This window comes from Enterobacter sp. DN, from assembly GCF_046054285.1.
In the GTDB taxonomy this organism is placed as follows: Bacteria; Pseudomonadota; Gammaproteobacteria; order Enterobacterales; family Enterobacteriaceae; genus Enterobacter; species Enterobacter hormaechei_C.
This window is the reverse complement of record NZ_JBJJTG010000010.1, coordinates 94,392-118,023: the sequence shown is the minus strand read 5'-3', so window position 1 is coordinate 118,023 and position 23,632 is coordinate 94,392. Positions and strand designations below refer to the sequence as shown.

Below are 23,632 nucleotides of genomic sequence, written 5' to 3'. Positions count from 1 at the left end.
ACTGACTATTTACAAAAAAATACCTGTGCATCCCTACATATGACTAATCAGGTAATTAGCATAACTATCCATATAGCTGAAACGCGTAAAGCGATCGTTATCGCACAATTAATCACAGCCGTGACGATCCTGTGTCTGGTTTAGGGACTATTCTTAACAGGCTCTCTGATGTTCATGATCCCGATGTGTGATTTATGAGGAGTTCTCAATGGAATTAAAAGATCCTGAGTTTGAGCTGCTGAGCAGCCTGGAACAGATTATTTTTAAAGATGTACCGCCGACGGTTACCCTGAATCAAAAGTCCAATCCTTTTAGTGAATTTGAGCGTTTACGCAAAGGATCGGGCCTGAAAACAGATGAATTCGCAAGAGCGATGGGTGTCAGCGTAGCGATGGTGCTGGAGTGGGAGTCAAAACGTGAAAAACCTACCCCAGCCGAGCTAAAGCTGATGCGCCTGATCCAGGCAAACCCTGACCTTCGCAAGCAGTTAGCCTGATAAAGTTTGTTTGCCCCCGCCCTTGCGGGGGCTTGTGTTTACAGGCTTTCACATCGCCATCCCGTCTCTTCCCATACCAGTTCATGCGTCAGCTTCAGCCCTGCCAGAAAGGCTTCATCATGCGACACCACCAGCAGCGCGCCGGGGTAATCGGCTAAGGCCGCTTCAATGGCCTGAACAGAGGCCAGATCAAGATGGTTGGTCGGCTCATCCAGAAGCAACAGCTGCGTTGCCGCTTCACGCCACAATACGCAGGCCAGCGCGGCCTTCAGGCGCTCGCCGCCACTCAGTTCGGCCAGTGGTAGTGTCACTTTCTCTGCGCCCAACTGAAGCTGCGCTAAACGGGTACGCAGCGCCCCCTCTTCGAGCGGCGTATTGCCCAGGCTAAGGTGTGTCATCACCGACTGCGACAGATCCAGCCGGGAAAGATGCTGATCGAGATACGCACACCTGACGGAGACCTTACAGGTTCCCGTGACAGGGGCTGTTTTGCCCAACATCACTTTCAACAGCGTGGATTTTCCACAGCCGTTCGGCCCGCGTAGCGCCACGCGCATCGGGCCATCCATTCGCCAGTTTATCGGGGAGACAGGCACGTGCGGAAGCACCAGTTCTTCCAGCACCAGTACCTGTTTTCCTTCCGGGATTTCACTGCCCGGCAGGGTAAACATCACCGCGTTATCCTCTTCAACCCGCTCGCGTGCCTGGTTGAACGCAGCGTTCAGAGCATGATTTTGATCGCTATGCTGTTTTTTCCAGGAACCAATACGCTCTTTCGCCGCCCCTTTGTATTTGACCCGTTCAAACGAGGCGATGTTAAGGCTGTCGACCGTGCGAAGCGTTTTGGCTGAACGCCGCAGGCTGTCGTCATGCTCTTTATGCATACGGGCGCGGGTACGCTTGCGTTCGGTGGCAGCATGCTCCAGCGCGGCGCGGGCAGCCAGTTGCTCAGCATCACGCTGGGTTCGATAGTCAGCATAATTCCCCCCGTAGCTGCGCAAGCCCAACGCGCTCAGTTCAAGGATACGCGGTACCTGGGCCAGCAACTCACGGTCGTGAGAGGCCACCAGTACCCCGCCCTGATACCGGGAAAGCTGCTCGTAGAACCACACGCGGCCTTGCCTGTCGAGGTGGTTGGTCGGTTCGTCCAGCAGCAGGTAATCAGCATCTGCGGTGAATGCGCTGCACAGCAAAGCACGAATGCGCTCGCCGCCGCTCAGTTCTGCCGCGCGTTTATTCGGGTCAAAAGGGGGAAGTTTTGCAGCGATAAAAGCCTGGCTCAGCCGTTCAGCCAGATCCCAGTAACCGTCGAGCGTGTCGAGATCGTCGGGTTCATAATGACCGCTGTCGATGCGCGTGCGCGCCGCAAAGATCGCGTCGTAACCAAGCAGTCCGGCAAGAGTCGTATCCGCAGAAATATCCTGCTGCTGCGCCACATAGACGTGTGTACCAAAGCGCTCAATATGACCGCTGGCGGGTTCATCAACCCCTGCCAGCAGCCGCAGCAGCCGTGTTTTGCCGCTGCCGTTGCGGCCAACCAGCGCGCACACTGACGCATCCAGAGAAAGATTCAGTGGACCAAAAAGGATATCGCCCGTCGCAAACTGACAGGTGACCTGATGCAAAATAAAAGAGGGGGACTGCGCAAAATGAGCCATAAGCACTCCTGAATGAAATCAAAACATCCCCTGCCGACGCGGTGCGTTGAGCAAGGATCGAAATTCATCAGTCGTGTTTGTTCATTTTTGGGGGGCGCTCCTGAGGGCGAAATTTAACGGGAACAAGAATAACGGCATTGCGCCGCTCATTTCAAGGTTAAATTTTCACCAGGCTATTGCCCGAGCATAAAAAACCCGCCGAAGCGGGTCTCTCAATCAGATAAACGCAAACGCATCGCCAAACAGACGATCTTCCCGCGCGTCACGCTCGTTGCAGAACAGGTCGCGGGCAATTTTTGCCATTTCAAAGCGACCGGCAATGTAGATGTCGTGCCCGGCCAGCGTCCCGTGATCCTGCAATACCGCAGTCAGCACCGTACCGCTGCGCCCGCGCCAGCCCTCTTCCGGCTGCTCGACAACCGGCTCAATGCGCAGGTTTGGATGATTCACGCTCAGCGCTTCCAGCTCAGACAGATCGTAAAGGTGCTTCTCTTCACGGCCGCCCCAGTAGATGGTGATATCGCGATTCGGGTTGCGCGCCAGCGCGGTCAGCAGAATAGAGCGGACATATGAGAAGCCCGTGCCACCGGCAATCAGGATCAGCGGACGGTCTTCGTCTTCACGCAGCCAGGCCTCGCCGTGAGGAATATCGACCACGATTTCACGCTCTTTCAGGATGCGGTCCATCACGGCCATCGCGTACAGGTTAAGCTCAGACGCACCAATATGCAGCTCAATAAATTCCTTCTCTGCTGGCGTTGAGGCCATAGAGAAAGGACGCTTATCACGCTCGTCCATCACGACCATCAGGTACTGACCGGCACGGAATGAGAAGGCCGCTTCAGGAACCAAACGGACGCGATATACGGTGTCGGTAATAGCATCTACCGACGTCACTTTACAGCTTAAGGTTGTCATTCGCTCTCTCTGTCGGGAAGTCTATAGGGCTAAACGGTCTTATTCTGCCTTACCGTTATTCATTATGGCCAGCTCGTCCCAGATCGCGTCAATTCGCGCGGTCACGGCAGGATCTTTTTTGATCGGGCGACCCCATTCACGGTCGGTTTCGCCAGGCCATTTGTTCGTGGCATCCAGTCCCATTTTTGAGCCAAGGCCGGAAACCGGCGAGGCAAAGTCCAGGTAATCAATCGGCGTGTTTTCCACTAACACCGTATCACGCGCCGGATCCATACGCGTGGTGATGGCCCAGATGACGTCATTCCAGTCGCGGGCATTGACGTCATCATCGCAGACAATCACAAACTTGGTATACATAAACTGGCGCAGGAAAGACCATACGCCCATCATCACGCGCTTAGCGTGACCGGCATACTGCTTCTTCATCGTCACCACCGCCAGGCGATACGAACACCCTTCCGGCGGCAGATAAAAATCAACAATTTCCGGGAACTGCTTTTGCAGGATCGGCACGAACACTTCGTTCAGCGCCACGCCAAGCACCGCCGGTTCATCCGGTGGACGGCCGGTATAGGTGGAGTGATAGATGGCATCTTCACGCTGGGTAATGTGGGTGACGGTGAACACCGGGAAGTTATCCACTTCGTTGTAATAGCCGGTGTGGTCGCCGTACGGCCCTTCGGGCGCCAGCTCGCCCTGTTCAATGTAACCTTCCAGCACAATCTCTGCGCTGGCCGGTACTTCCAGGTCATTGGAGATGCACTTCACCACTTCGGTTTTGGTGCCGCGCAGCAGCCCTGCAAAGGCATATTCAGACAGCGTATCAGGAACAGGCGTCACCGCGCCCAGAATGGTTGCCGGATCGGCACCCAGCGCGACGGAAACCGGGAAGCGTTCGCCCGGATGGGCCGCGCACCACTCCTGGAAATCCAGCGCCCCACCGCGATGGGACAACCAGCGCATGATGAGCTTGTTCTTGCCAATCAGCTGCTGGCGATAAATGCCGAGGTTTTGGCGCTCTTTATGCGGCCCACGCGTCACGGTGAGGCCCCAGGTGATCAGCGGTGCGGCATCTTCAGGCCAGCACTGCATGATGGGAATTTTGGTCAGATCCACCGCATCGCCTTCCAGCACTTTTTGCTGGCACGGCGCACCGCGCAGGCGTTTGGTGGGCATGTTCAGCACCTGCTTAAACTGCGGCAGCTTGTCGAACAGGTCGCGGAACCCTTTTGGCGGCTCCGGCTCTTTAAGAAAGGCCAGCAGTTTGCCCACTTCACGTAACGCCGTGACATCTTCCTGTCCCATCCCCAGCGCAACGCGGCGAGGTGTGCCAAACAGGTTGCACAGCACCGGCATGGCGTAGCCTTTTGGGTTTTCAAACAGCAACGCCGGGCCGCCCGCGCGCAAGGTGCGGTCAGCGATTTCTGTCATTTCCAGATACGGATCAACAGGAAGCGTAATGCGTTTGAGTTCACCCTGCTTTTCCAGCAGCGCCAGGAAGTCGCGTAGATCGTGGTATTTCATGCAGTTAATCATGGCCTCTCTGTAAGCGCTTCATTATACGGCGTAAGACCGCGTGATGCTGTAATTTTGTTAAATTAGCGTGAACTTCCACGACTTACTCTCTTTTTCGCCATTATAATCACCTTAGCGATCCCGCCAGGGTTTTGGTATGCTTGCGCCCCGAACAATGGGAAGAGTGATTATGCAGGCCTGGTATTTACTGTATTGCAAACGCGGGCAACTTCAGCGCGCGCAGGAACATCTTGAACGTCAGTCTGTTAACTGCCTGACACCCGTGATCACGCTTGAAAAAATGCAGCGTGGAAGACGCACGACCGTCAGTGAGCCTCTGTTCCCGAATTACCTGTTCGTCGAGTTCGACCCCGAAGTGATCCACACCACGACGATCAGCGCCACGCGCGGCGTCAGCCATTTTGTGCGTTTTGGCGCTCATCCGGCAAGAGTACCGTCATCGGTTATTCATCAGCTTTCTGTCTACCAGCAGCCTGAAGATATTACCGATCCGGAAACCCCTTATGCCGGCGACAGCGTGGTGATCACCGAAGGCGCCTTTGAAGGCTTACAGGCCATCTTCGCTGAGCCGGACGGTGAAGCGCGCTCCATGCTGCTGCTCAACCTGCTGAACAAAGAGGTGTTGCAGAGCGTTAAAAACACCGATTTCCGCAAAGTTTAGAACTGCACGCCGAACAGACGACGCACGTTATCATCGGTTTGTGCTGCCAGCCACTGGGCATCTTCTCCGCGCCAGTGCGCCACTCGCTCAGCAATATGCCCCAGGTAGGCCGGTTCATTACGTCGTGATGGCGGTTTGGGCTGCATATCCCGGGGCAACAGATACGGCGCATCCGTTTCCAGCAGCAAACGATCGGCCGGGATAACGGGTAACAGCTCACGCAGTTCCAGCCCACGACGCTCATCGCAGACCCAGCCAGTGATACCCAAATACAGCCCGCGGTTCAGGCAATCCAGCGCTTCCTGACGGGAGCCCGTAAAGCAGTGCAACACCGCGCCCGGCAGTTTCTCCAGCCAGGGTTCCAGTAGCGCCATAAAACGTTCATGCGCATCGCGACAGTGCATAAACACCGGCATCACCAGCTCTGCTGCCAGCGCGAGCTGGGCGGTAAATGCCTTCTCCTGCTCTTCAGGCGTCGAGAAGTTACGGTTGAAATCAAGCCCGCATTCGCCAATGGCAACCACTTCTGGCGTTTGTGCCAGACGATGAAGCGCCTCAGCGCTTTCATGCGTCCACTGGCTGCTGTCATGAGGATGCACGCCTGCGGTGGACCAGCAGTGTTGATAGCGTTGCGCCAGCTGCCGTGCCTGCTCACTCTCATGCAGATTCGTTCCCGTCAGTAGCAGCCCACCCACGCCGGCGGCAAAGGCGCGCGCCACCACCTCATCGTGGTCTTTCGCAAACTGGGCACTGGTGAGGTTAAGCCCGATATCAAACATACGTATCCCCATATGACAACCGCCCTGACGGGCGGTTGGTTTTATTCTTTAGTAGTCTCTTCAGACGGCTCGTCTTCTTCGTCCCGGGTACGCCCCTTTCCGACGTAGAAACGAGCGAAGAACACGCCGACTTCAAACAGGCAGTACATAGGTATCGCCAGTAAGGTTTGCGAGAAGACGTCCGGTGGCGTTAACAGCATACCTACGACAAATGCCCCCACCAGGATGTACGGGCGCTTCTTACGCAGATCGTCAGGCGTGGTCACCCCCACCCAGCAGAGCAGGACAATTGCTACGGGCACCTCGAAGGCGACACCAAAGGCCATAAACAGTGCCATCACGAAGCTGAGGTAGCTGGCGATGTCCGTCGACACCTGTACCCCTTCCGGTGCGGTATGCGTCAGGAAGCCGAAGGCCAGCGGGAAGACAACGAAGTAGGCGAACGCCATGCCGATATAAAACAGCAGCGAACTGGACACTAGCAGCGGAATAACCAGCTTGCGTTCATGCTTGTACAGCGCGGGCGCCACAAATGCCCAGACCTGATACAGAATGACCGGCGCAGAGGCAATCAACGACACCCAGAAGGTCAGTTTGATCGGGGTAAAGAACGGCGAAGCAACGTCTGTTGCAATCATCGTCGCGCCCAGAGGCATCTGTTTAATCAGCGGCGCGGAAACCACCTGATAGATATCGTTGGCAAAATAGACCAGACATAAAAAAATGAGGAAAACCGCAATAATGCAGTTTAACAGGCGCTTACGCAGCTCAATGAGGTGCGTAATAAGCGGTTGAGTATCATCTACTGCCATGTTTACGCTTTATCACTCGACGAGGGGGATGATTCGGAAACGGGCGCGGCGGGTTTTACCTCAGCCGTTTTGACCACGGGCTCTTCCGGCGGCACCTGCTTTTTCACTTCGGGCTCCTGCGGCGATTGCTCTGGCGAAGCAGCCAGATGCTCCGCGCTGGAAGGCGTTACACCCTCGCGCTGCTCTTCGCTACCCTTCACCACCGGATTGTGGATGGTGTTTGCTTCATCGCTCGCCTTCTCAGGATCGTTAATACTGTAAGAACGCTTCATGGATTCAGCCGCTTCGCGCAACTCATCCATTGATGCTTTCAGCTCCGGCGTCAGGTTGTCCATGCTCGCCTTTTCAACCTTTTTCAGGCTGTCCTGAAATTCCTGAAGCTTCAGCTCCTGCGCCAGTTCGTTCTGCACGGTAGTTGCCAGCGAGCGAAGCGCCCGCACCCAGCCCACGACGGTTTTCACCGCAACGGGTAAACGCTGCGGCCCCAACACAATCAGACCAATCACAAAGACCAGCAGTAACTCACCAAAACCAATGTCGAACACGAATTACACCTGCTCTTTATCGTGACGTTTAGCCTCTTCCTTTTTGGCTTCGTCCTGCTTATCGGCGATGGATTTAGCGGTAAAATCAGCATCCTGACTGGTTTTTTCCTGCTTATTCTCATCATCGCTCATGGCTTTCTTGAAGCCTTTGATTGACGCGCCCAGGTCGGAACCAATCGATCCGAGTTTTTTCGTGCCAAACAGCAGCACAACGATGACGGCAATGATCACTAACTGCCAGATACTGATACCACCCATGCGTGTTCCCCAGTGATAGATGATTAATTAGTCAGATCGCATTATACGTATGCAATCTCTCGATAGCGACGCTAATTCAGCGCGTTTTTCTCCAGCCAGCAAGCCAGACAACCACACCGGCAGCCATAATCCAGGCTGGCATCATTTCCCAGTCCGGACGATTGATCAACAGCAACGTGCCGCTTATCAGCAGCGTCGCGCCAATTCCGAAGAGATAGCGGGACTGCCCCTGACGCACGCGACTGGATTGAAGCTCGTGCGCGATTTTATCCATGCTGTGCTGAAGGTTCTTGCTCTGACGCAAACTGTCGTAAACCAGTTCAGGAATTTCAGGCATTTTTTCAATCCAGAACGGGCCTTTCTCTTTAAGCGAGCGAACCAGGGCTGGAATACCGACCTGATCCTTAATCCAGGATTCGAGGAACGGTTTCGCGGTTTTCCACAAGTCTAACTGAGGATAGAGCTGGCGGCCTACGCCCTCAACGTAAAGTAATGTTTTCTGAAGTAAAACTAATTGTGGCTGCACTTCCATATTGAAACGGCGTGCGGTGTTGAACAGGTTGAGCAGGACGTGTCCGAAAGAGATCTCCGAGAGCGGCTTTTCAAAAATCGGCTCACAGACGGTGCGGATCGCAAATTCAAACTCTTCCACGTTGGTATCTGGCGGAACCCAGCCTGAATCCACGTGCAGCTCGGCCACCTTACGGTAGTCGCGATTGAAGAAAGCGATAAAGTTCTCTGCGAGGTAGCGCTTATCCTCTTTATTTAGCGAGCCGACAATACCGCAGTCGATGCCGATGTATTTCGGATCTTCCGGGTGCTCATAGCTGACGAAGATGTTGCCCGGATGCATGTCTGCATGGAAGAAGCTGTCGCGGAAAACCTGAGTAAAGAAGACCTGCACGCCACGCTCGGCCAGCAGCTTCATGTTGGTGCCCTGTTTTTCCAGCGCCGCCACGTCCGAGACCGGAATACCGTAGATACGTTCCATTACCATCATGTTCTGACTGCAATAGTCAGAATAGACTTCAGGAACATACAGCATCGGGCTGTCTTCAAAGTTTCGACGCAGCTGAATGGCGTTCGCCGATTCACGCAGCAGGTTAAGCTCGTCAATCAGCGTTTTTTCGTATTCCCGAACCACTTCCAGCGGACGCAGACGGCGACCATCCGGCAACAGACGCGGCACCCAGCGAGCCAGGCGATAAATCAGCTTCATGTCTGCTTTGATAACCGGCAGGATATCCGGACGAATCACTTTGATGACCACCTCTTTGCCATTTTCCTTCAGGCGCGCGGTGTGAACCTGCGCAATAGAGGCAGAGGCCAGGGGCTGAATATCGAAATCATCAAACCAGGTCTCGATGGGGATATTGCCCATCGCTTCTTCGATTTGTTTCTTCGCTCTCTCTCCGTCAAACGGAGCAACGCGGTCCTGCAATAGCGCGAGCTGATCGGCAATCTGCGGTGGGAAAAGGTCGCGACGTGTTGAGAGCATCTGCCCAAACTTGATCCAGACCGGGCCCAGCTCCTGTAACGCAAGACGCAGGCGTGCGCCCAGCTCCTGATCCTTATGGCGATTCGGCATCCAGAACAGCGTGCGACGCCAAAGCCGAAGCGGCAGGGTGATACGCATTCTGGGGATAAGCTCGTCGAGCCCGTAGCTCAAAAAGGTGCGAACGATAAAATAGAGGCGCCGAATTTCACCAGGCGTCATTTGCCCTCCAGTTTTTCCAGCCGTTTGGTTAACGCATCAACTGCGCGCTCAACTGCCGCGGTCTCTTCTGCAAACCAGGCGACTTCTAAAGGCCCCGGCGCCATACGCCACTCTTCGGTCAGCACCTCGGCAGCGTAGCGCTGTTGACGGAGCAGACCTTTACGAAGGAAAGCGGAACCCGTGCGCAGCGTTTTGCTTATACCTTCAGCCGCGATGTCGCCGATATAGGGCGCCATCAGTTCCGCCGGGTCGAATTCAGCCTGATCGCTGAGTGCAACGAAGTTCTGTACCACCTGAATATCGCCTTCGACCTCCAGCTCACCGCTGCGAATAAGCGCCGTCATCTGCTGACGGTCACGCAGTTTTGGCAATACGCTCATGTGCGTAATCACCGAGCAGTCAGCCTCGCCTTCCCACTCACCCAGAACGTCAAGCTGGCGTTCGCTGAAGACCAACACAAGCGGCGTCGAGAACTCCTTTAAAACGATGCGCAGCACCTTTCCGTTAAGCCGCTGACGTGCGGTTTTCAGCGCCGGAGCGCGATACAGAAAGGCATTCAGCACATTCTCGATGCCAGCGGTGACTAAGGGTTTAATGGGCACGGGAAACCTCCACTCAGAACTTGTAACCACGATGCAGCGCGACGACACCCGCCGTCATATTGAAGTATTCCACGTTTTCAAACTCCGCATCCTGCATCATCGCTTTCAGCGTGTCCTGATCCGGGTGCATTCGGATGGACTCGGCCAGATAACGGTAACTTTCTGCATCGTTTGCCACCAGTTCGCCGATGCGCGGCAGAACGTGGAAGGAATAGGCATCGTAAGCTTTGCTCAGCGGGTCGATAATCGGTTTAGAAAACTCGAGTACCAGCAGTCGACCGCCCGGCTTAAGCACGCGGTACATGGAGCGCAGCGCTTTATCTTTATCGGTCACGTTACGCAGACCGAAAGAGATGGTGATGCAGTCGAACGTATTATCCGGGAACGGCAGCGCTTCGGCGTTGGCCTGAACATATTCAACGTTGCCTACCACGCCGATATTACGCAGCTTTTCGCGTCCCATTTTCAGCATGGAGTCGTTGATATCCGCCAGCACCACGCGGCCGGTTTCGCCAACCAGACGGGAGAATTTAGCGGTCAGATCCCCTGTGCCTCCGGCTAAATCCAGCACCGTTTGTCCACGGCGCACGCCGCTGCAATCAATAGTGAAGCGCTTCCACAAGCGATGAATGCCAAATGACATCAAATCATTCATCACATCGTACTTCGCCGCCACGGAATGAAATACGTGGGCCACCATGTCAGCTTTCTGCGCTTTGGCGACAGTCTGAAAGCCAAAGTGCGTTGTGTCTTGTGAATCGTCAACCATCTCAGAGCCTGCTAATCAGTCAAATGTTCGTGAAGTGTAACAGATTGGGCGCATTTGCCCTACGTTTCAACCACCGTGAAAGAAACGCGCCGGCTGCGCTTCGGGGGATAAACTCGCCGCTAAATCGTTGTCTTCATTGCGGCTATTTTGCTTACCGTCGCCTTCACGCAGACGAAACTCTTCGTCCTGAGCGGTAGCCTGCTCCACCAGTTCCGGATTAATCTCGCGTTTAACTTCCACCCCCAGGCTGCGAAACGCCTCCGCCTGCGCCAGCAAATTGCCACGCCCGGAGGAGAGTTTTTTCATCGCCTGGCGGTAGTTATCCTGCGCGCGATCCAGGCTTTGCCCCACCGAGGACATATCGTCCACAAACAGCCGCATTTTGTCGTACAGCTTGCTGGCGCGATCGGCAATCTGCTGCGCGTTACGGCTTTGGTGCTCATAGCGCCACAGGTTGGCAATGGTACGTAACGCCACCAGTAGCGTGGTGGGGCTGACCAGCATAATGTTATTTTTCAGCGCTTCGGTGATCAGTTCGGGCTGTCTGTCGAGCGCTAGCAGGAACGCAGGCTCGACCGGAATGAACATCAGCACATAATCCAGCGATCGCAGCCCCGGCAACTGCTGATAATCTTTTCTGCCCAACAGACGGATATGGTTACGCACGGAGGCGATGTGCTCCTGCAACGCTGTTTCGCGGGTGTAGTCATCCTCAGCGTTGAAGTAGCGCTCATAGGCCACCAGCGTCATTTTGGCGTCGATAACCACATCTTTGCCCTGTGGCAGACGAACAATGACATCCGGCTGCATCCGCGAGCGCGCATCGTTCTCAATGCTGACCTGCGTTTCGTATTCGTATCCTTCGCGCAGGCCAGAGGCCTCCAGCACGCGCGTCATGACCACTTCGCCCCAGTTTCCCTGCGCTTTGTTATCACCTTTCAGTGCGCGCGTCAGGTTAACCGCCTCCTGCGCCATCTGCGCATTCAGCTGCTGGAGATTACGAATTTCATGCGCCAGCGTGTGGCGTTCGCGGGCTTCCTGACCAAAGCTGTCCTGTACCTGACGGCGAAAGCCATCCAGCTGTTCACGCAGCGGCGTCAGCAGGCTGTTCAGGCTCTGGCGGTTCTGCTCATCCACGCGGCGATTGCTGTGCTCAAAAATGCGGTTCGCGAGGTTCTCAAACTGCTCGCTAAGACGCTGCTCGCTGTTGATCATCTGACGGATTTTGTCTTCGGCGTGCAGTTGGGTGGACTCAAGACGGGTGGTCACTTCACGGAGATCGGCCTCCAGCGAGGTATTGATATCACGCAGATTGCGCAGTTCGTTATTGAGCAGTTCGCATTCGTCGCGCCAGTGGTCACTCAGCGCAAGCTGTTGTTTCGTCGCGCTAAGTTCAGCGACGATCTCCTCGCGCTCTGCCAGCTGTTCGGCTTTCTGCTGCGCATGCTGGTAGCCGGAAATGAGCCAGCCAATTCCCACGCTCACCAGCGCAATCACTGCATAAATCAGGATTGAGATATCCACAATGCCCCCTGCATCAACGTATTACCGCACAAAATAGAATTGTGCTGTATGAACGTCCAGTTTGAAAGGGTTTTCCTGCGAGGCGTTACGCAAAAAGAAAAGGCCGAGCATGTCGACCTTTCAGCACTGAAGAGAGAATTAGATCAGGCGGCGCGCCGCTTCAACCACGATTTTCACCGCATGGCTTTCAGTCTGCTTCATGGTTTCAGCGTTCGGGATCTCCTGCTGAGTACGGTTGACGATAACGCCCGCCACCATACCGGCACGCAGACCCTGGCTTGCGCACATGGTCAGCAGCGTCGCAGATTCCATTTCGTAGTTCATGACGCCCATCGACTGCCACTCTTCCATGGAGCCTTTGAAACGGCTCACCACGCGACCAGAGAAGGTGTCGTAACGCTCCTGGCCCGGGTAGAAGGTATCGGAAGAGGCAGTTACGCCCACGTGGGTGGTTGCGCCCACGGACTTCGCGGCTTCAACCAGCGCGGTGGTGCATTCGAAATCGGCCACTGCCGGGAATTCCATCGGTGCAAAGTGCAGGCTTGCCCCGTCCAGACGCACGGATGCGGTGGTAACCAGCACGTCGCCCACGTTGATGTGCGGCTGAATGGCGCCTGTGGTGCCGATGCGCAGGAAAGTACGAATGCCCAGCTGCGCCAGCTCTTCAACGGCGATAGAGGTAGACGGGCCACCAATACCGGTAGAGCACACGATCACCGCTTTACCGTCCAGCTCTGCGCGCCAGGTGGTGAATTCGCGATGCGCTGCCAGCTTAACCGGCTTATCCATCAGCGCGGCGATCTTTTCCACACGCTCAGGATCGCCAGGGACGATAGCAAGCGTAGCCCCTTGTAAATCGTTTTTAGTGAGGCCGAGATGAAAAACATCAGACTTAGACATAGGTGACTCCTCTGTGGGTCGGTTTGTCAGAAGAAGTAAAACGGTACTTTACAGAAGCAATGTGCATTATTTCGTGACACACCTCACCATGAATGAAAATGATTGCAGTTAATTTCCATAAAATAGTGATTCACATCACATTAACAAGTTATATCGCCGGGTGCTGCACAAAAGATAGACGCTATAAGGCACTGTGGATTGTTAACCTGGTGTCTATATTTATCTTTGCGCTAATCCATTCATTGGTACGGAGAATGCCATGACTGAAAAAACCGGTTTTGCACCTGCTGCGGCCCCGCATGCTTCAACCATCGTCTCAACCCCTGAAGAGGCCATTACCGCAGGCGAGACCTCCATTCCCTCCCAGGGAGAGAACATGCCAGCGTACCACGCGCGGCCAAAATCCGCCGATGGCCCGCTGCCCATCGTGATTGTGGTGCAGGAAATATTTGGCGTTCATGAACATATTCGCGACCTCTGCCGCCGTCTGGCGCTGGAAGGTTACCTGGCCGTTGCGCCGGAACTCTATTTCCGTCAGGGCGATCCGAATGATTACAGCGACATCCCGACGCTGTTCAGCAACCTGGTCAGCAAAGTGCCGGACGCGCAGGTGCTGGCCGATCTCGACCACGTTGCCAGCTGGGCGGCGCGCAACGGTGGCGACCCGCACCGTCTGATGGTGACCGGCTTCTGCTGGGGCGGACGCATTAGCTGGCTGTATGCCGCGCACAATCCGCAGCTGAAAGCCGCTGTGGCCTGGTACGGTAAACTGGTGGGTGAAAAGACCCTGAACTCGCCGAAACATCCTGTTGATATCGCCACCGATTTAAATGCCCCGGTGCTAGGGCTGTATGGCGGCCAGGATACCGGCATTCCGCTTGATACCGTCGAGACCATGCGCCACGCGCTGCGGGCGGCAAACGCGAAGGCCGAAATCGTGGTGTACCCGGATGCGGGACACGCGTTTAATGCCGATTATCGTCCGAGCTATCACGCAGAATCGGCGAAAGATGGCTGGCAGAGAATGCTGGCGTGGTTCAGCCAGTACGGCGGGAAGAAAGCGTAATACAAAAAGCCCGGTGGCGGCTGCGCCAACCGGGCAATCCAGCCCCACTACGCCTGACGCAAATTCTGCGCCGCCTGTACCATGTTCGCCAGCGCCGCGCGGGTTTCAGGCCAGCCGCGGGTTTTCAGGCCGCAGTCCGGGTTTACCCACAGGCGTTCCGCCGGAATGCGCCGGGCGGCTTTTTGCAGCAGCGATTCAATCCACTCCACGCTCGGCACGTTAGGGGAGTGAATGTCATACACGCCCGGCCCGATTTCGTTCGGGTAGTCGAACTCTTCGAACGACTCCAGCAGCTCCATGTCTGAACGCGAGGTCTCGATGGTGATCACATCGGCGTCGAGCGCGGCAATGGAGTCCATGATGTCGTTAAATTCGCAGTAACACATGTGGGTGTGGATCTGCGTGTCGTCCTTCGCGACGGCCGCGTTGAGGCGGAACGCCTCCACGCCCCACGTCAGATAAGCATCCCAGTCGCTGCGACGCAGCGGCAAGCCTTCACGCAGCGCCGGTTCGTCGATCTGAATGATGCCAATCCCCGCCGCTTCCAGATCCGCCACTTCATCACGCAGCGCCAGGGCGATCTGTTTGGCGATGGTTTCCCGGGATACATCTTCACGCGGGAACGACCAGCAGAGAATGGTCACCGGCCCCGTAAGCATGCCTTTTACCGGTTTGTCGGTCAGAGACTGGGCATACTTCGCCCACTCCACGGTGATCGCCTCCGGGCGGCTGACGTCACCGATCACCACCGGCGGCTTCACGCAGCGGGAGCCGTAGCTTTGCACCCAGCCGTTCTGGGTAAAGACAAAGCCGTCCAGGTGTTCACCGAAGTATTCCACCATATCGTTACGCTCGGCCTCGCCGTGCACCAGCACGTCCAGACCCAGACGTTCCTGCTCGACGATCGCCTGTTTGATGTGCTCCGCAATGCCGGTGCGGTAGTGATTCGCATCCAGATTGCCCTTTTTGAAGTCCAGGCGCAGGCCGCGGATCTCGGTAGTCTGCGGGAAGGAGCCGATGGTTGTGGTCGGCCACGCGGGCAGGTTAAAGCGCGCACGCTGGGCTTCGGCGCGCACTTCATACGGGCTCTGGCGCTGGCTGTCCCGGGCAGTGATGGCTGCCAGACGTTTTTCCACCGCCGGGTTATGCACGCGCGTCGAGTGACGGCGCGCCTGGATCGGGGCGCTCCAGTCGGTAATCGCTGCCGTGTCGCCGCTGTTCAACGCGTCGCGCAGCAGAGCCAGCTCCTCACACTTTTGCAGGGCAAAGGCAAACCAGCTTTTCACCTCAGGGTCGAGTCGGGTCTCCACGCTCAGGTCGATCGGGCTGTGCAGCAGGGAACAGGAAGAGGCTACCCACAATTCACGTTTACCGACAATCTCCTTGATTTGTACATATTTCCCGGTGAGATCGGCACGCCAGACGTTACGACCATTCACCAGACCGGCAGAGAGCAGCCACTCCGCAGGCAGACGCTTGTGCAGCTCTGCCACATCGTCTTTGCCGTGAACGAGATCAACGTGCAGACCCTGAACCGGCAGCGCGGTAATGGTGTCGAGGTTCGGCGTTACGCCCTCGAAATAGGTGGTCAGCAGCAGCTTCACCTGGCCCGTGAGCGCGTCATACGCCGGTTTGAAGGCATCCAGCCACGCCTGCGGCAGCTCAAGCACCAGCGCCGGTTCATCGATTTGCACCCACTGAATACCGCGTTTGCCCAGCTCAATCAGCACCTGCTTATAAACCGGCAGAATATCGTTCAGCAGGCTGAGGCGGTCGAACTGCTCGCCTTTCACTTTGCCCAGCCACAGGTAGGTGACCGGCCCCAGCAGCACGGGTTTCACCTGGTGACCCAGCGCCAGCGCTTCGTCCACTTCATCCAGAAGCTGGGTCCAGGTCAGTTTGAACTGCTGGCCCTTAACGAACTCCGGCACCATATAGTGATAGTTAGTGTTAAACCACTTGGTCATTTCCGCCGCTGCCGCTGGCTCACCCGTTGGCGCGCGGCCACGGCCGATGCGGAACAGGGTATCGATATCCACCGATCCATCGTTGTTCTGATGACGAGCCGGCACGTTGCCAAGCAGCAGGCTGGTGGTCAGAACATGGTCGTACCAGGCGAAATCGCCCACCGGCAGCAGATCTACGCCCGCCTGTTTTTGCTGATCCCAGTGACGCGCGCGCAGCTCGCGCCCCACCGCCAGCAGTTCTTCGCGGGTGGCGTTACCCGCCCAGTAGCTTTCTTGCGCTTTTTTCAGCTCGCGACGCAGGCCAACGCGAGGGAAACCGAGAGTGTGAGTGCGGATTGTCATGGCATACCCCTTGTAGAAATTCGTTATTTAGACGTCCAGATGTTTACACTTCTATAATTGGCAGGTACTGTATATTCCTCAAGCGCAAAATGTTCATGGCGAAGTGAAGGACTTTCATGATCGAGATTAAACACCTGAAAACGCTACAAGCGTTGCGGAACTGCGGTTCTCTTGCGGCGGCAGCGGCCACGCTGCACCAGACTCAGTCTGCCCTTTCTCACCAGTTCAGCGATCTGGAACAACGCCTCGGCTTTCGTCTTTTTGTGCGTAAGAGCCAGCCTTTGCGCTTTACGCCGCAGGGCGAAATTTTGCTTCAGCTGGCGAACCAGGTGCTGCCGCAGATTGCCAGCGCGTTGCAGTCCTGCAACGAGCCGCAGCAGACCACCCTGCGCATCGCCATTGAGTGTCACAGCTGTATTCAGTGGCTGACCCCCGCGCTTGAGAACTTCCGCCAGAAGTGGCCGCAGGTGGAGATGGACTTCAAATCCGGCGTCACGTTTGATCCGCAGCCGTCGCTTCAGCAGGGTGAGCTGGATCTGGTGATGACCTCAGATATTCTACCGCGCAGCGGTCTGCACTATTCGCCAATGTTTGATTTTGAGGTGCGTCTGGTGCTGGCCCCGGACCATCCGCTGGCCGCTAAAACGCGTATCACGCCGGAAGATCTGGCAACGGAGACGCTGCTGATTTACCCGGTACAGCGCAGTCGTCTGGATATCTGGCGCCATTTCCTGCAACCCGCGGGCATCAGCCCACAGCTGAAAAGCGTGGATAACACGCTGCTGTTAATTCAGATGGTGGCGGCCAGAATGGGGATTGCGGCGCTGCCGCACTGGGTGGTCGAGACGGTTGAACGCCAGGGTCTGGTGGTCACCAAAACCCTGGGTGAAGGACTGTGGAGCCGGCTGTACGCCGCCGTGCGCGACGGCGAGCAGCGTCAGCCGATTACGGAAGCGTTTATTCGCTCAGCGCGGAACCACGCGTGCGACCATCTTCCGTTTGTGCGGAGCGCGGAGCGACCCAGCGGCGATGTACCCACAGCGAAGCCAGGATCACCGTTCCCCCAATAAGGAAACTCGGCCAGTGCGGCTGCTCCTGCCAGATGGCGAGGTTCACCAGTAGCCCCGCCGGCACGTGCACATTGTTCATGATCCCCAGCGTCCCGGCGTCTACCTGCGTAGCGCCGTAGTTCCACATAAAATAGCCCAGCCCCGACGCCACCACGCCCAGCCAGACCAGAACGCTCCACTGCACGGAGGTAGTCGGCAGCTTTTGCGGATTGCCGAGCAGAAACCACGCCGCTACCGCGACAATCGCCGCGCCCATATAGAACCACGCAAACGCGTTATGCTGCGGCATCGGGCGGGTCTCCATCAGACGTTTGTAACCCACCATCCCGATGGCAAAGCTGATATTAGCGAGCTGGACGAACATCAGCCCGGTCCAGAAGTGATCGCTTACCTTGTCATAGCGAATAATCGCAGCGCCAATGACTGCCAGCGCAGCGCTCAGCAGATATCCCCAGCGCAAACGGCGCCTGCTGAGCAAGTCATAAATCAGCGTGATGTAGAGCGGCGTCAGCACGGTGAAGAGCAGAAATTCCGAGACGGACAGGTAAACGTAGGCCCGGAAGCTGAACAGGTACATGATGCCGAGCTGCATCGCGCCTACCAGCATGTACAGCAGTATCGTTTTTAGCGACTGCCCGCGGGTACGCAGGAACGGCAGGAACACCAGCGCCGCCAGCCCCACGCGCATCAGTACCGAGAAGTAGCTGTCGACCGATCCGGCAAGGTATTCGCCAATCAGACTAAAGGAGAAGGCCCACAGGATAGTGGTGATAATGAGTAGCGCCACAATGCTTGTCTCTCAGAAAGAAGGAGAGGCATTGTAGCGAACTCTTTAGTTGACATCTGAACAATAAACAATCAATTGAAGATTATTCAAGGAACAGTTTGCGCAGATACTTAGGCACGGCGTTATCGCCGTTGGTGCCGATCACTTCCAGCTCCGGGTGCAGATCTTTCAGGCGCTGGTGCGCGTTCTGCATGATGCAGCCTTTACCCGCCATGGAGAGCATCTCGGCATCGTTCATGCCATCGCCAAAGGCGATACAGTCTTTCAGATCAAAGCCCAGCCGTTTCGCTACCGCTTCCAGCGCGTGACCTTTGGACACCCCGCCCGCCATCACTTCCAGACAGGTCAGCGTGGAGAAGCTCACGTTCACGCGGTCGCCCCAGCGGGCGTTGATCGCCTGCTCCAGCGGCAGTAACTCCTCATGATTTACACAGGTGAAGAATACCTTGCTGATCCCTTCCGGCTCCAGCAGACCCGGCTCGTACAGTGAGTACTGGAATACGGCTTCCTTGAAGAAGCGCATCTCTTCCGGGCGATGGCGGTTCATAAACCACTCGTCGTCGCGGTAAACGTTAGTCACGATGTCCGGGTTGTTATGCACAATGCCGAACAAATCGGTGGCGATGTCACGATCGAGATTATGGGTAAAAATCAGGTTGCCGTCCGTGTCATGTACGCGCGCACCGTTAGAGGTGATCATGTACGACTTGATCTCCAGGTTATCGCGGATCTGTCCCACGTCCACGTGGTGGCGACCGGTGGCGAACACAAAGTTCACGCCGCGGGCAGTCAGGAGTTTTAGGGTCTCTTTCGCATAAGGCGACAGGGTGTGGTCGGGGGAAAGCAGCGTGCCATCTAAATCAGATGCAACAACCTGGTACATAGGGATTTCAACCTCTGGTGGAAAACAATAATCAGTTATGCCTGTTGAAAAATTCAACAATGGCGTTGAGCGCGACTGAGCGCATAGCGTCCTTTTCAAAAAGGATCTCATGGTACGCACCGTTGATGACCAGCGGTTTACCCCCTTCACAGGGATGGCCCGCAGCGGCGCGAAGTTCACAATAGCGGTCATGCATGCGGTTATCCACCACACGCTCTTCTTCCGCCTGGATCAGGAGCGTCGGCGTGTCATCATCGCCTACGCCCGCCAGCACCTGCTCACCGGCATGAATACCTTCCCGCACCCAGTGCCAGGTGGGGCCGCCGACCCGCAGACGCGGTTCATCGGCATAAAAACGCAGGTTGCGGCGATAACGCTGCCGGCTGTGGGTTAACACGTTGATGGCAAATGGCAATGCCCGCCAGCGTCCTGTTCCGATGGCATAGCCTTCTCGAATGCGCTGATGGCCCTCAGCCCAGTCGAGAAGATGGCGCACCATCCAGTCAGGAAAACGTATCACAATGCCGTACATCGGCGCGGTCAGCGCAATGGCGTCACACTGGTGCTTATGGCGCTGCAAAAACAACGTCGAGATCGCGCCCCCCATGGAGTGGGCAAGAATATAACGCTTGCGCCACGGTCCGGGCTGCACTTCCTGCTGCCAGAACGCGGCCAGATCGTCGACGTAATCGCTGAAGTTATCCACGTGGCCGCGATGGGTATCCGGCAACATCCTGCCAGAAAGCCCCTGCCCGCGATGGTCGATAATTAACACATCAAAGCCCAGATGGAACAGGTCATACGCCAGCTCGGCATATTTGATATAGCTTTCGATGCGCCCGGGGCAGACCACAATCACCCGGTCATTTTTTTCATCACGGAAACGAACGAAGCGTACCGGGATTTCCCCGACGCCCATAAACTCATCTTCCTCACGCTGGCGCCAGAAATCGGTCAGCGGCCCCATGGAGAAAGCAGCAAATGCGTTTTCTCGTGTTTCCCAGTCCTTTTTCTGCTGAAACATTGGGTTTCCACCCCCCGTAATTCAGGGAATATCGTTTTTTTCGTCACCGGTCACAAAATGACTCAACAATAGCGTATTGTGGCATAAAAACAGACGATCCGGGAGTTTCAAATGACCTTCGAATGGTGGTTCGCCTACCTGCTGACATCCATCATCCTCAGCCTTTCACCTGGCTCGGGCGCAATCAACACCATGACCACCTCCATTAATCACGGCTATCGCGGCGCGGCGGCGTCAATCGCCGGTTTACAGACCGGGCTTGGCATTCATATTGTGCTGGTGGGGATTGGTCTGGGCACGCTGTTCTCCCGTTCGGTGCTGGCCTTCGAGGTGCTGAAATGGGCTGGCGCAGCGTATCTTATCTGGCTGGGTATTCAGCAGTGGCGCGCCGCAGGCTCGATTGATCTGCATACGCTCTCCCGGACGCAAACACGCGGCCACCTGTTTAAACGCGCGGTGTTCGTTAACCTGACCAACCCGAAAAGCATCGTGTTCCTCGCCGCCCTGTTCCCGCAGTTTATCGTGCCGCATCAGCCACAGGTGATGCAGTACGTGGTGCTGGGCGCGACCACCATTATTGTCGATATCATTGTGATGATCGGTTACGCGACGCTGGCGCAGCGAATTGCGGCGTGGATCAAAGGGCCTAAACAGATGAAGGCCCTGAACAAAGTCTTTGGTTCGCTGTTTATGCTGGTTGGCGCGCTGCTTGCGTCAGCGCGTCATGCTTAGCGAGAAATGATGAGATGAATGCCGAAGCCGGCGAACAGCGCGCCGGCAAAGCCGTCGATCCACTTCGCGATGCGCTGGTAGCCGCGACGCATCGCCGGTAAGGCAAACAGGCTTGCCACAACGGTAAACCAGGCGAACGTCTCAACAACAATCAGCAGAAAGATCCCCCAGCGCGCGCCCGCGCCGACGTTATCCCCTACAAACAGCGAGAACACAGAGCCGAAGTAGATAATCGCTTTCGGGTTCGCCAGGTTGGTCAGCAGCCCTTTCACAAAGCTACGGCCGCCCGTTGCCAGCTCAACCTTTGGCTCTTCCGGCTTTTTCTCTTCTTTCTTCAGCGCCCCGCGCAGCATCTGGTAGCCCATCCAGCACAGGTACAGACCGCCGCCGACCATGATGATGTTATGCAGCCACGCCATTTTCGCCAGGATCAGGTTCAGACCGAGCAGCGCAACCGCCGCCCAGACCATGACGCCCATGGTAATACCGAGCACACCCATCATTGCCTCTTTGCGGGAGCGGCTGACGGCCGTTTGTGACACGAAGAAAAAGTCAGGGCCAGGGCTCATCAGCGCCACGATGTGCACTAACGCCACGGTGAGAAATAGCATTAACATAATTAGCTCGCGGGGAAATAATACAGTGAGTCACCATCCTGGCACTTTTTCGCCCGGCTGACTACTCCTCATCATCACCATCAGCGTGGGAACGGATGAGCGCCATAAACTCTTTACCGAAGCGCTCCAGCTTACGCGTGCCAACGCCGTTGACGCTGAGCATCTCGCTGGCGCTGAGCGGCATTTGCTCGGCCATCTCGATAAGCGTCGCGTCGTTGAACACCACGTATGGCGGGATGTTCTCTTCATCCGCAATGGCTTTACGCAGCTTACGCAGCTTGGCGAACAGCTTGCGATCGTAGTTACCGCCGTAGGATTTCTGCATCACGCGCGGCTTCAGGGCGACGACGCGCGGAACGGCGAGCTTCAGTTCAACCTCGCCACGCAGGACCGGTCGCGCCGCTTCGGTCAGCTGAAGCGCAGAGTGCTGGGCAATGTTCTGCGTGGCAAAGCCGAGATGGATCAGCTGGCGGATGATACTCACCCAGTGCTCGTGGCTCTGGTCTTTCCCGATGCCATAAACCGGCAGCTTGTCGTGACCCATATCGCGGATACGCTGGTTGTTAGCCCCGCGCAGCACTTCAACGACGTAGCCCATCCCGAAGCGCTGGTTCACGCGTCCGATAGTCGAGAGCGCTTTGCGCGCGTCCATCAGGCCATCGTACTGCTTCGGCGGGTCGAGGCAGATATCGCAGTTGCCGCACGGTGCCTGACGCCCTTCACCAAAGTAGTTGAGCAGCACCAGACGGCGGCAGGTTTGCGCTTCGGCGAAGGCACCCATCGCGTTAAGCTTGTGGCGTTCGATATCCTGCAACTGCCCCTGCGGTTTCTCCTCGAGACAGCGGCGCAGCCACGCCATATCCGCCGGATCGTAAAACAGCATCGCTTCCGCAGGCAGGCCGTCACGCCCGGCGCGGCCGGTTTCCTGATAGTAGGATTCGATATTGCGCGGAATGTCGAAATGCACCACAAAGCGCACGTTGGGCTTGTTGATCCCCATCCCGAACGCCACCGTTGCGACCACGATTTGCAGGTCGTCGCGCTGGAATTTCTCCTGCACGTCGGCGCGGATATGGTTCTCCAGCCCGGCGTGATAGGCCGCGGCGCTAAAGCCACGGTTTTGCAGACGCGCGGCGGTGTCTTCCACCTTCGCCCGGCTGTTGCAGTAGATGATGCCGGACTTTCCGCGCTGCTCCTGCACGTAGCGTAAGAGCTGATCCAGCGGCTTGAACTTCTCCATCAGCATATAGCGGATGTTCGGGCGGTCGAAGCTGCTGACCTGAATATACGGGTCGTTCAGCCCCAGCAGGCGAACGATGTCCTGACGCGTGGTGTCGTCCGCCGTGGCGGTAAGCGCCATAAACGGCAGCTCGGGGAAGCGCTGACGAAGCTGGCCAAGAGCGGCGTATTCCGGGCGGAAATCGTGCCCCCACTGGGAGATACAGTGCGCTTCATCCACTGCCAGCAGCACCGGATTCCAGTGCGCCAGATGATCGAGGAAGTTGTCCAGCATCAGGCGTTCTGGCGCGATATACAGCAGGCGGATCTGCCCGGTGCGGCACCCGGCCATTACCTCTTGCTGTTGCTCGCGGGTCTGCGTCGAGTTCAGACAGGCCGCCGCCACGCCGTTGGCAAGCAGCTGGTCGACCTGGTCTTTCATCAGGGAAATAAGGGGCGATACCACGACCGTCAGGCCATTAAGCACCAGCGCGGGCACCTGATAGCAGAGCGATTTTCCGCCGCCGGTCGGCATGACCACCAGGCAATCGCGGCCTTCCAGCACGGTTTCAATGATGGTTTCCTGGCCAGGGCGGAACTGCTGGTAGCCAAAGGTTTCCTGCAAAACCTGTTTAGCCAGCGATTCCTGATTCAATACTTCCGCCTGCGCCACGTTAACCCCATATGCCAGAAATGAAACAGGCGCTATTTTCAGCGCCTGAGAGAGAAACTTCAACGTTTAACGCAAAAA

At 56.5% G+C, this 23,632-nt stretch carries 23 protein-coding genes; 5 read left to right on the top strand and 18 right to left on the bottom strand.

Going from position 1 to position 23,632, the window contains the following annotated elements:
- Window positions 1–208: 208 nt before the first annotated feature.
- The gene (locus ACJTMZ_RS19685; RefSeq protein ID WP_003860776.1) at window positions 209–496 is read left to right on the top strand and encodes an HTH-type transcriptional regulator; all 288 of its coding nucleotides are present in this window, start codon (window positions 209–211) and stop codon (window positions 494–496) included.
- A 38-nt stretch (window positions 497–534) separates the two neighbouring features.
- Here the strand turns inward: ACJTMZ_RS19685 and ACJTMZ_RS19680 are convergent, their stop codons facing one another.
- From ACJTMZ_RS19680 to ubiD, 3 genes are all read right to left on the bottom strand, one after another.
- Entirely contained in the window at window positions 535–2,154 is a 1,620-nt protein-coding gene (locus ACJTMZ_RS19680; RefSeq protein ID WP_017383577.1) for an ABC-F family ATP-binding cassette domain-containing protein, read from the bottom strand.
- Between the two features lie 216 nt (window positions 2,155–2,370).
- Window positions 2,371–3,072, bottom strand: coding sequence for an NAD(P)H-flavin reductase (gene fre, locus ACJTMZ_RS19675; RefSeq protein WP_003860778.1), 702 nt, complete (start codon window positions 3,070–3,072; stop codon window positions 2,371–2,373).
- A gap of 39 nt (window positions 3,073–3,111) precedes the next feature.
- Window positions 3,112–4,605: a 4-hydroxy-3-polyprenylbenzoate decarboxylase gene (gene ubiD, locus ACJTMZ_RS19670; protein WP_163279573.1), complete on the bottom strand. Its 1,494-nt coding sequence runs from the start codon at window positions 4,603–4,605 to the stop codon at window positions 3,112–3,114.
- Between the two features lie 172 nt (window positions 4,606–4,777).
- On the opposite strand from ubiD, the gene rfaH reads away from it, so the two are divergent.
- Window positions 4,778–5,269: a transcription/translation regulatory transformer protein RfaH gene (gene rfaH, locus ACJTMZ_RS19665; RefSeq protein ID WP_003860779.1), complete on the top strand. Its 492-nt coding sequence runs from the start codon at window positions 4,778–4,780 to the stop codon at window positions 5,267–5,269.
- Here the strand turns inward: rfaH and tatD are convergent.
- The 9 genes from tatD to udp all read right to left on the bottom strand — a co-directional run bounded on the left by tatD (window position 5,266) and on the right by udp (window position 13,175).
- Window positions 5,266–6,048, bottom strand: a complete 783-nt coding sequence (gene tatD, locus ACJTMZ_RS19660; RefSeq protein WP_015569996.1) for a 3'-5' ssDNA/RNA exonuclease TatD — start codon at window positions 6,046–6,048, stop codon at window positions 5,266–5,268. The two genes, rfaH and tatD, sit on opposite strands and share 4 nt — an antisense overlap.
- A gap of 41 nt (window positions 6,049–6,089) precedes the next feature.
- Window positions 6,090–6,860 carry a Sec-independent protein translocase subunit TatC gene (gene tatC / locus ACJTMZ_RS19655; RefSeq protein WP_015569997.1) on the bottom strand — a complete coding sequence of 257 codons (771 nt, stop codon included), beginning with the start codon at window positions 6,858–6,860 and terminating at the stop codon, window positions 6,090–6,092.
- A 2-nt stretch (window positions 6,861–6,862) separates the two neighbouring features.
- Window positions 6,863–7,405 (bottom strand): Sec-independent protein translocase protein TatB, encoded by a 543-nt coding sequence (gene tatB / locus ACJTMZ_RS19650; RefSeq protein WP_252011096.1) that lies wholly within the window; start codon window positions 7,403–7,405, stop codon window positions 6,863–6,865.
- Between the two features lie 3 nt (window positions 7,406–7,408).
- Complete coding sequence (gene tatA, locus ACJTMZ_RS19645) at window positions 7,409–7,663, bottom strand: Sec-independent protein translocase subunit TatA (protein WP_003860787.1); 255 nt, start codon at window positions 7,661–7,663, stop codon at window positions 7,409–7,411.
- Window positions 7,664–7,739: 76 nt separating this feature from the next.
- Entirely contained in the window at window positions 7,740–9,380 is a 1,641-nt protein-coding gene (ubiB, locus tag ACJTMZ_RS19640; protein ID WP_017694740.1) for a ubiquinone biosynthesis regulatory protein kinase UbiB, read from the bottom strand.
- Window positions 9,377–9,982, bottom strand: coding sequence for an SCP2 domain-containing protein (locus ACJTMZ_RS19635; RefSeq protein ID WP_023295740.1), 606 nt, complete (start codon window positions 9,980–9,982; stop codon window positions 9,377–9,379). The genes ubiB and ACJTMZ_RS19635 overlap by 4 nt, the downstream gene beginning before the upstream one ends.
- A 13-nt stretch (window positions 9,983–9,995) precedes the next feature.
- Entirely contained in the window at window positions 9,996–10,751 is a 756-nt protein-coding gene (ubiE, locus tag ACJTMZ_RS19630; protein ID WP_003860790.1) for a bifunctional demethylmenaquinone methyltransferase/2-methoxy-6-polyprenyl-1,4-benzoquinol methylase UbiE, read from the bottom strand.
- A 66-nt stretch (window positions 10,752–10,817) separates the two neighbouring features.
- Window positions 10,818–12,275, bottom strand: a complete 1,458-nt coding sequence (rmuC, locus tag ACJTMZ_RS19625) for a DNA recombination protein RmuC (protein ID WP_017383581.1) — start codon at window positions 12,273–12,275, stop codon at window positions 10,818–10,820.
- 138 nt (window positions 12,276–12,413) lie between these two features.
- Window positions 12,414–13,175 (bottom strand): uridine phosphorylase, encoded by a 762-nt coding sequence (udp, locus tag ACJTMZ_RS19620; RefSeq protein WP_003860792.1) that lies wholly within the window; start codon window positions 13,173–13,175, stop codon window positions 12,414–12,416.
- A gap of 259 nt (window positions 13,176–13,434) precedes the next feature.
- Between udp and ACJTMZ_RS19615 the strand changes: the two genes are divergently transcribed.
- The gene (locus ACJTMZ_RS19615) at window positions 13,435–14,241 is read left to right on the top strand and encodes a dienelactone hydrolase family protein (protein WP_003860793.1); all 807 of its coding nucleotides are present in this window, start codon (window positions 13,435–13,437) and stop codon (window positions 14,239–14,241) included.
- 47 nt (window positions 14,242–14,288) lie between these two features.
- On the opposite strand, the gene metE is transcribed toward ACJTMZ_RS19615, so the two are convergent.
- Window positions 14,289–16,550, bottom strand: a complete 2,262-nt coding sequence (gene metE / locus ACJTMZ_RS19610; RefSeq protein WP_252011098.1) for a 5-methyltetrahydropteroyltriglutamate--homocysteine S-methyltransferase — start codon at window positions 16,548–16,550, stop codon at window positions 14,289–14,291.
- 116 nt (window positions 16,551–16,666) lie between these two features.
- Here metE and metR point away from each other — a divergent pair, with 116 nt between their 5' ends.
- A complete protein-coding gene (gene metR, locus ACJTMZ_RS19605) occupies window positions 16,667–17,620 on the top strand; it encodes an HTH-type transcriptional regulator MetR (RefSeq protein WP_015570000.1) in 954 nt (317 codons plus the stop codon).
- On the opposite strand, the gene ACJTMZ_RS19600 is transcribed toward metR, so the two are convergent.
- From ACJTMZ_RS19600 to pldB, 3 genes are all read right to left on the bottom strand, one after another.
- Window positions 17,508–18,407, bottom strand: a complete 900-nt coding sequence (locus ACJTMZ_RS19600; protein WP_023295736.1) for a carboxylate/amino acid/amine transporter — start codon at window positions 18,405–18,407, stop codon at window positions 17,508–17,510. The genes metR and ACJTMZ_RS19600 overlap by 113 nt on opposite strands.
- Window positions 18,408–18,489: 82 nt before the next feature.
- Window positions 18,490–19,290: a sugar/pyridoxal phosphate phosphatase YigL gene (yigL, locus tag ACJTMZ_RS19595; protein WP_015570001.1), complete on the bottom strand. Its 801-nt coding sequence runs from the start codon at window positions 19,288–19,290 to the stop codon at window positions 18,490–18,492.
- A 31-nt stretch (window positions 19,291–19,321) separates the two neighbouring features.
- Complete coding sequence (pldB, locus tag ACJTMZ_RS19590) at window positions 19,322–20,314, bottom strand: lysophospholipase L2 (RefSeq protein ID WP_015570002.1); 993 nt, start codon at window positions 20,312–20,314, stop codon at window positions 19,322–19,324.
- 111 nt (window positions 20,315–20,425) lie between these two features.
- Between pldB and rhtB the strand changes: the two genes are divergently transcribed.
- Window positions 20,426–21,046, top strand: coding sequence for a homoserine/homoserine lactone efflux protein (rhtB, locus tag ACJTMZ_RS19585; protein WP_006812363.1), 621 nt, complete (start codon window positions 20,426–20,428; stop codon window positions 21,044–21,046).
- Here rhtB and rhtC read toward each other — a convergent pair.
- Entirely contained in the window at window positions 21,043–21,663 is a 621-nt protein-coding gene (gene rhtC / locus ACJTMZ_RS19580) for a threonine export protein RhtC (protein WP_006179256.1), read from the bottom strand. The genes rhtB and rhtC overlap by 4 nt on opposite strands.
- A gap of 61 nt (window positions 21,664–21,724) precedes the next feature.
- Window positions 21,725–23,554, bottom strand: a complete 1,830-nt coding sequence (gene recQ / locus ACJTMZ_RS19575) for an ATP-dependent DNA helicase RecQ (RefSeq protein ID WP_017383584.1) — start codon at window positions 23,552–23,554, stop codon at window positions 21,725–21,727.
- Window positions 23,555–23,632 lie beyond the last annotated feature (78 nt).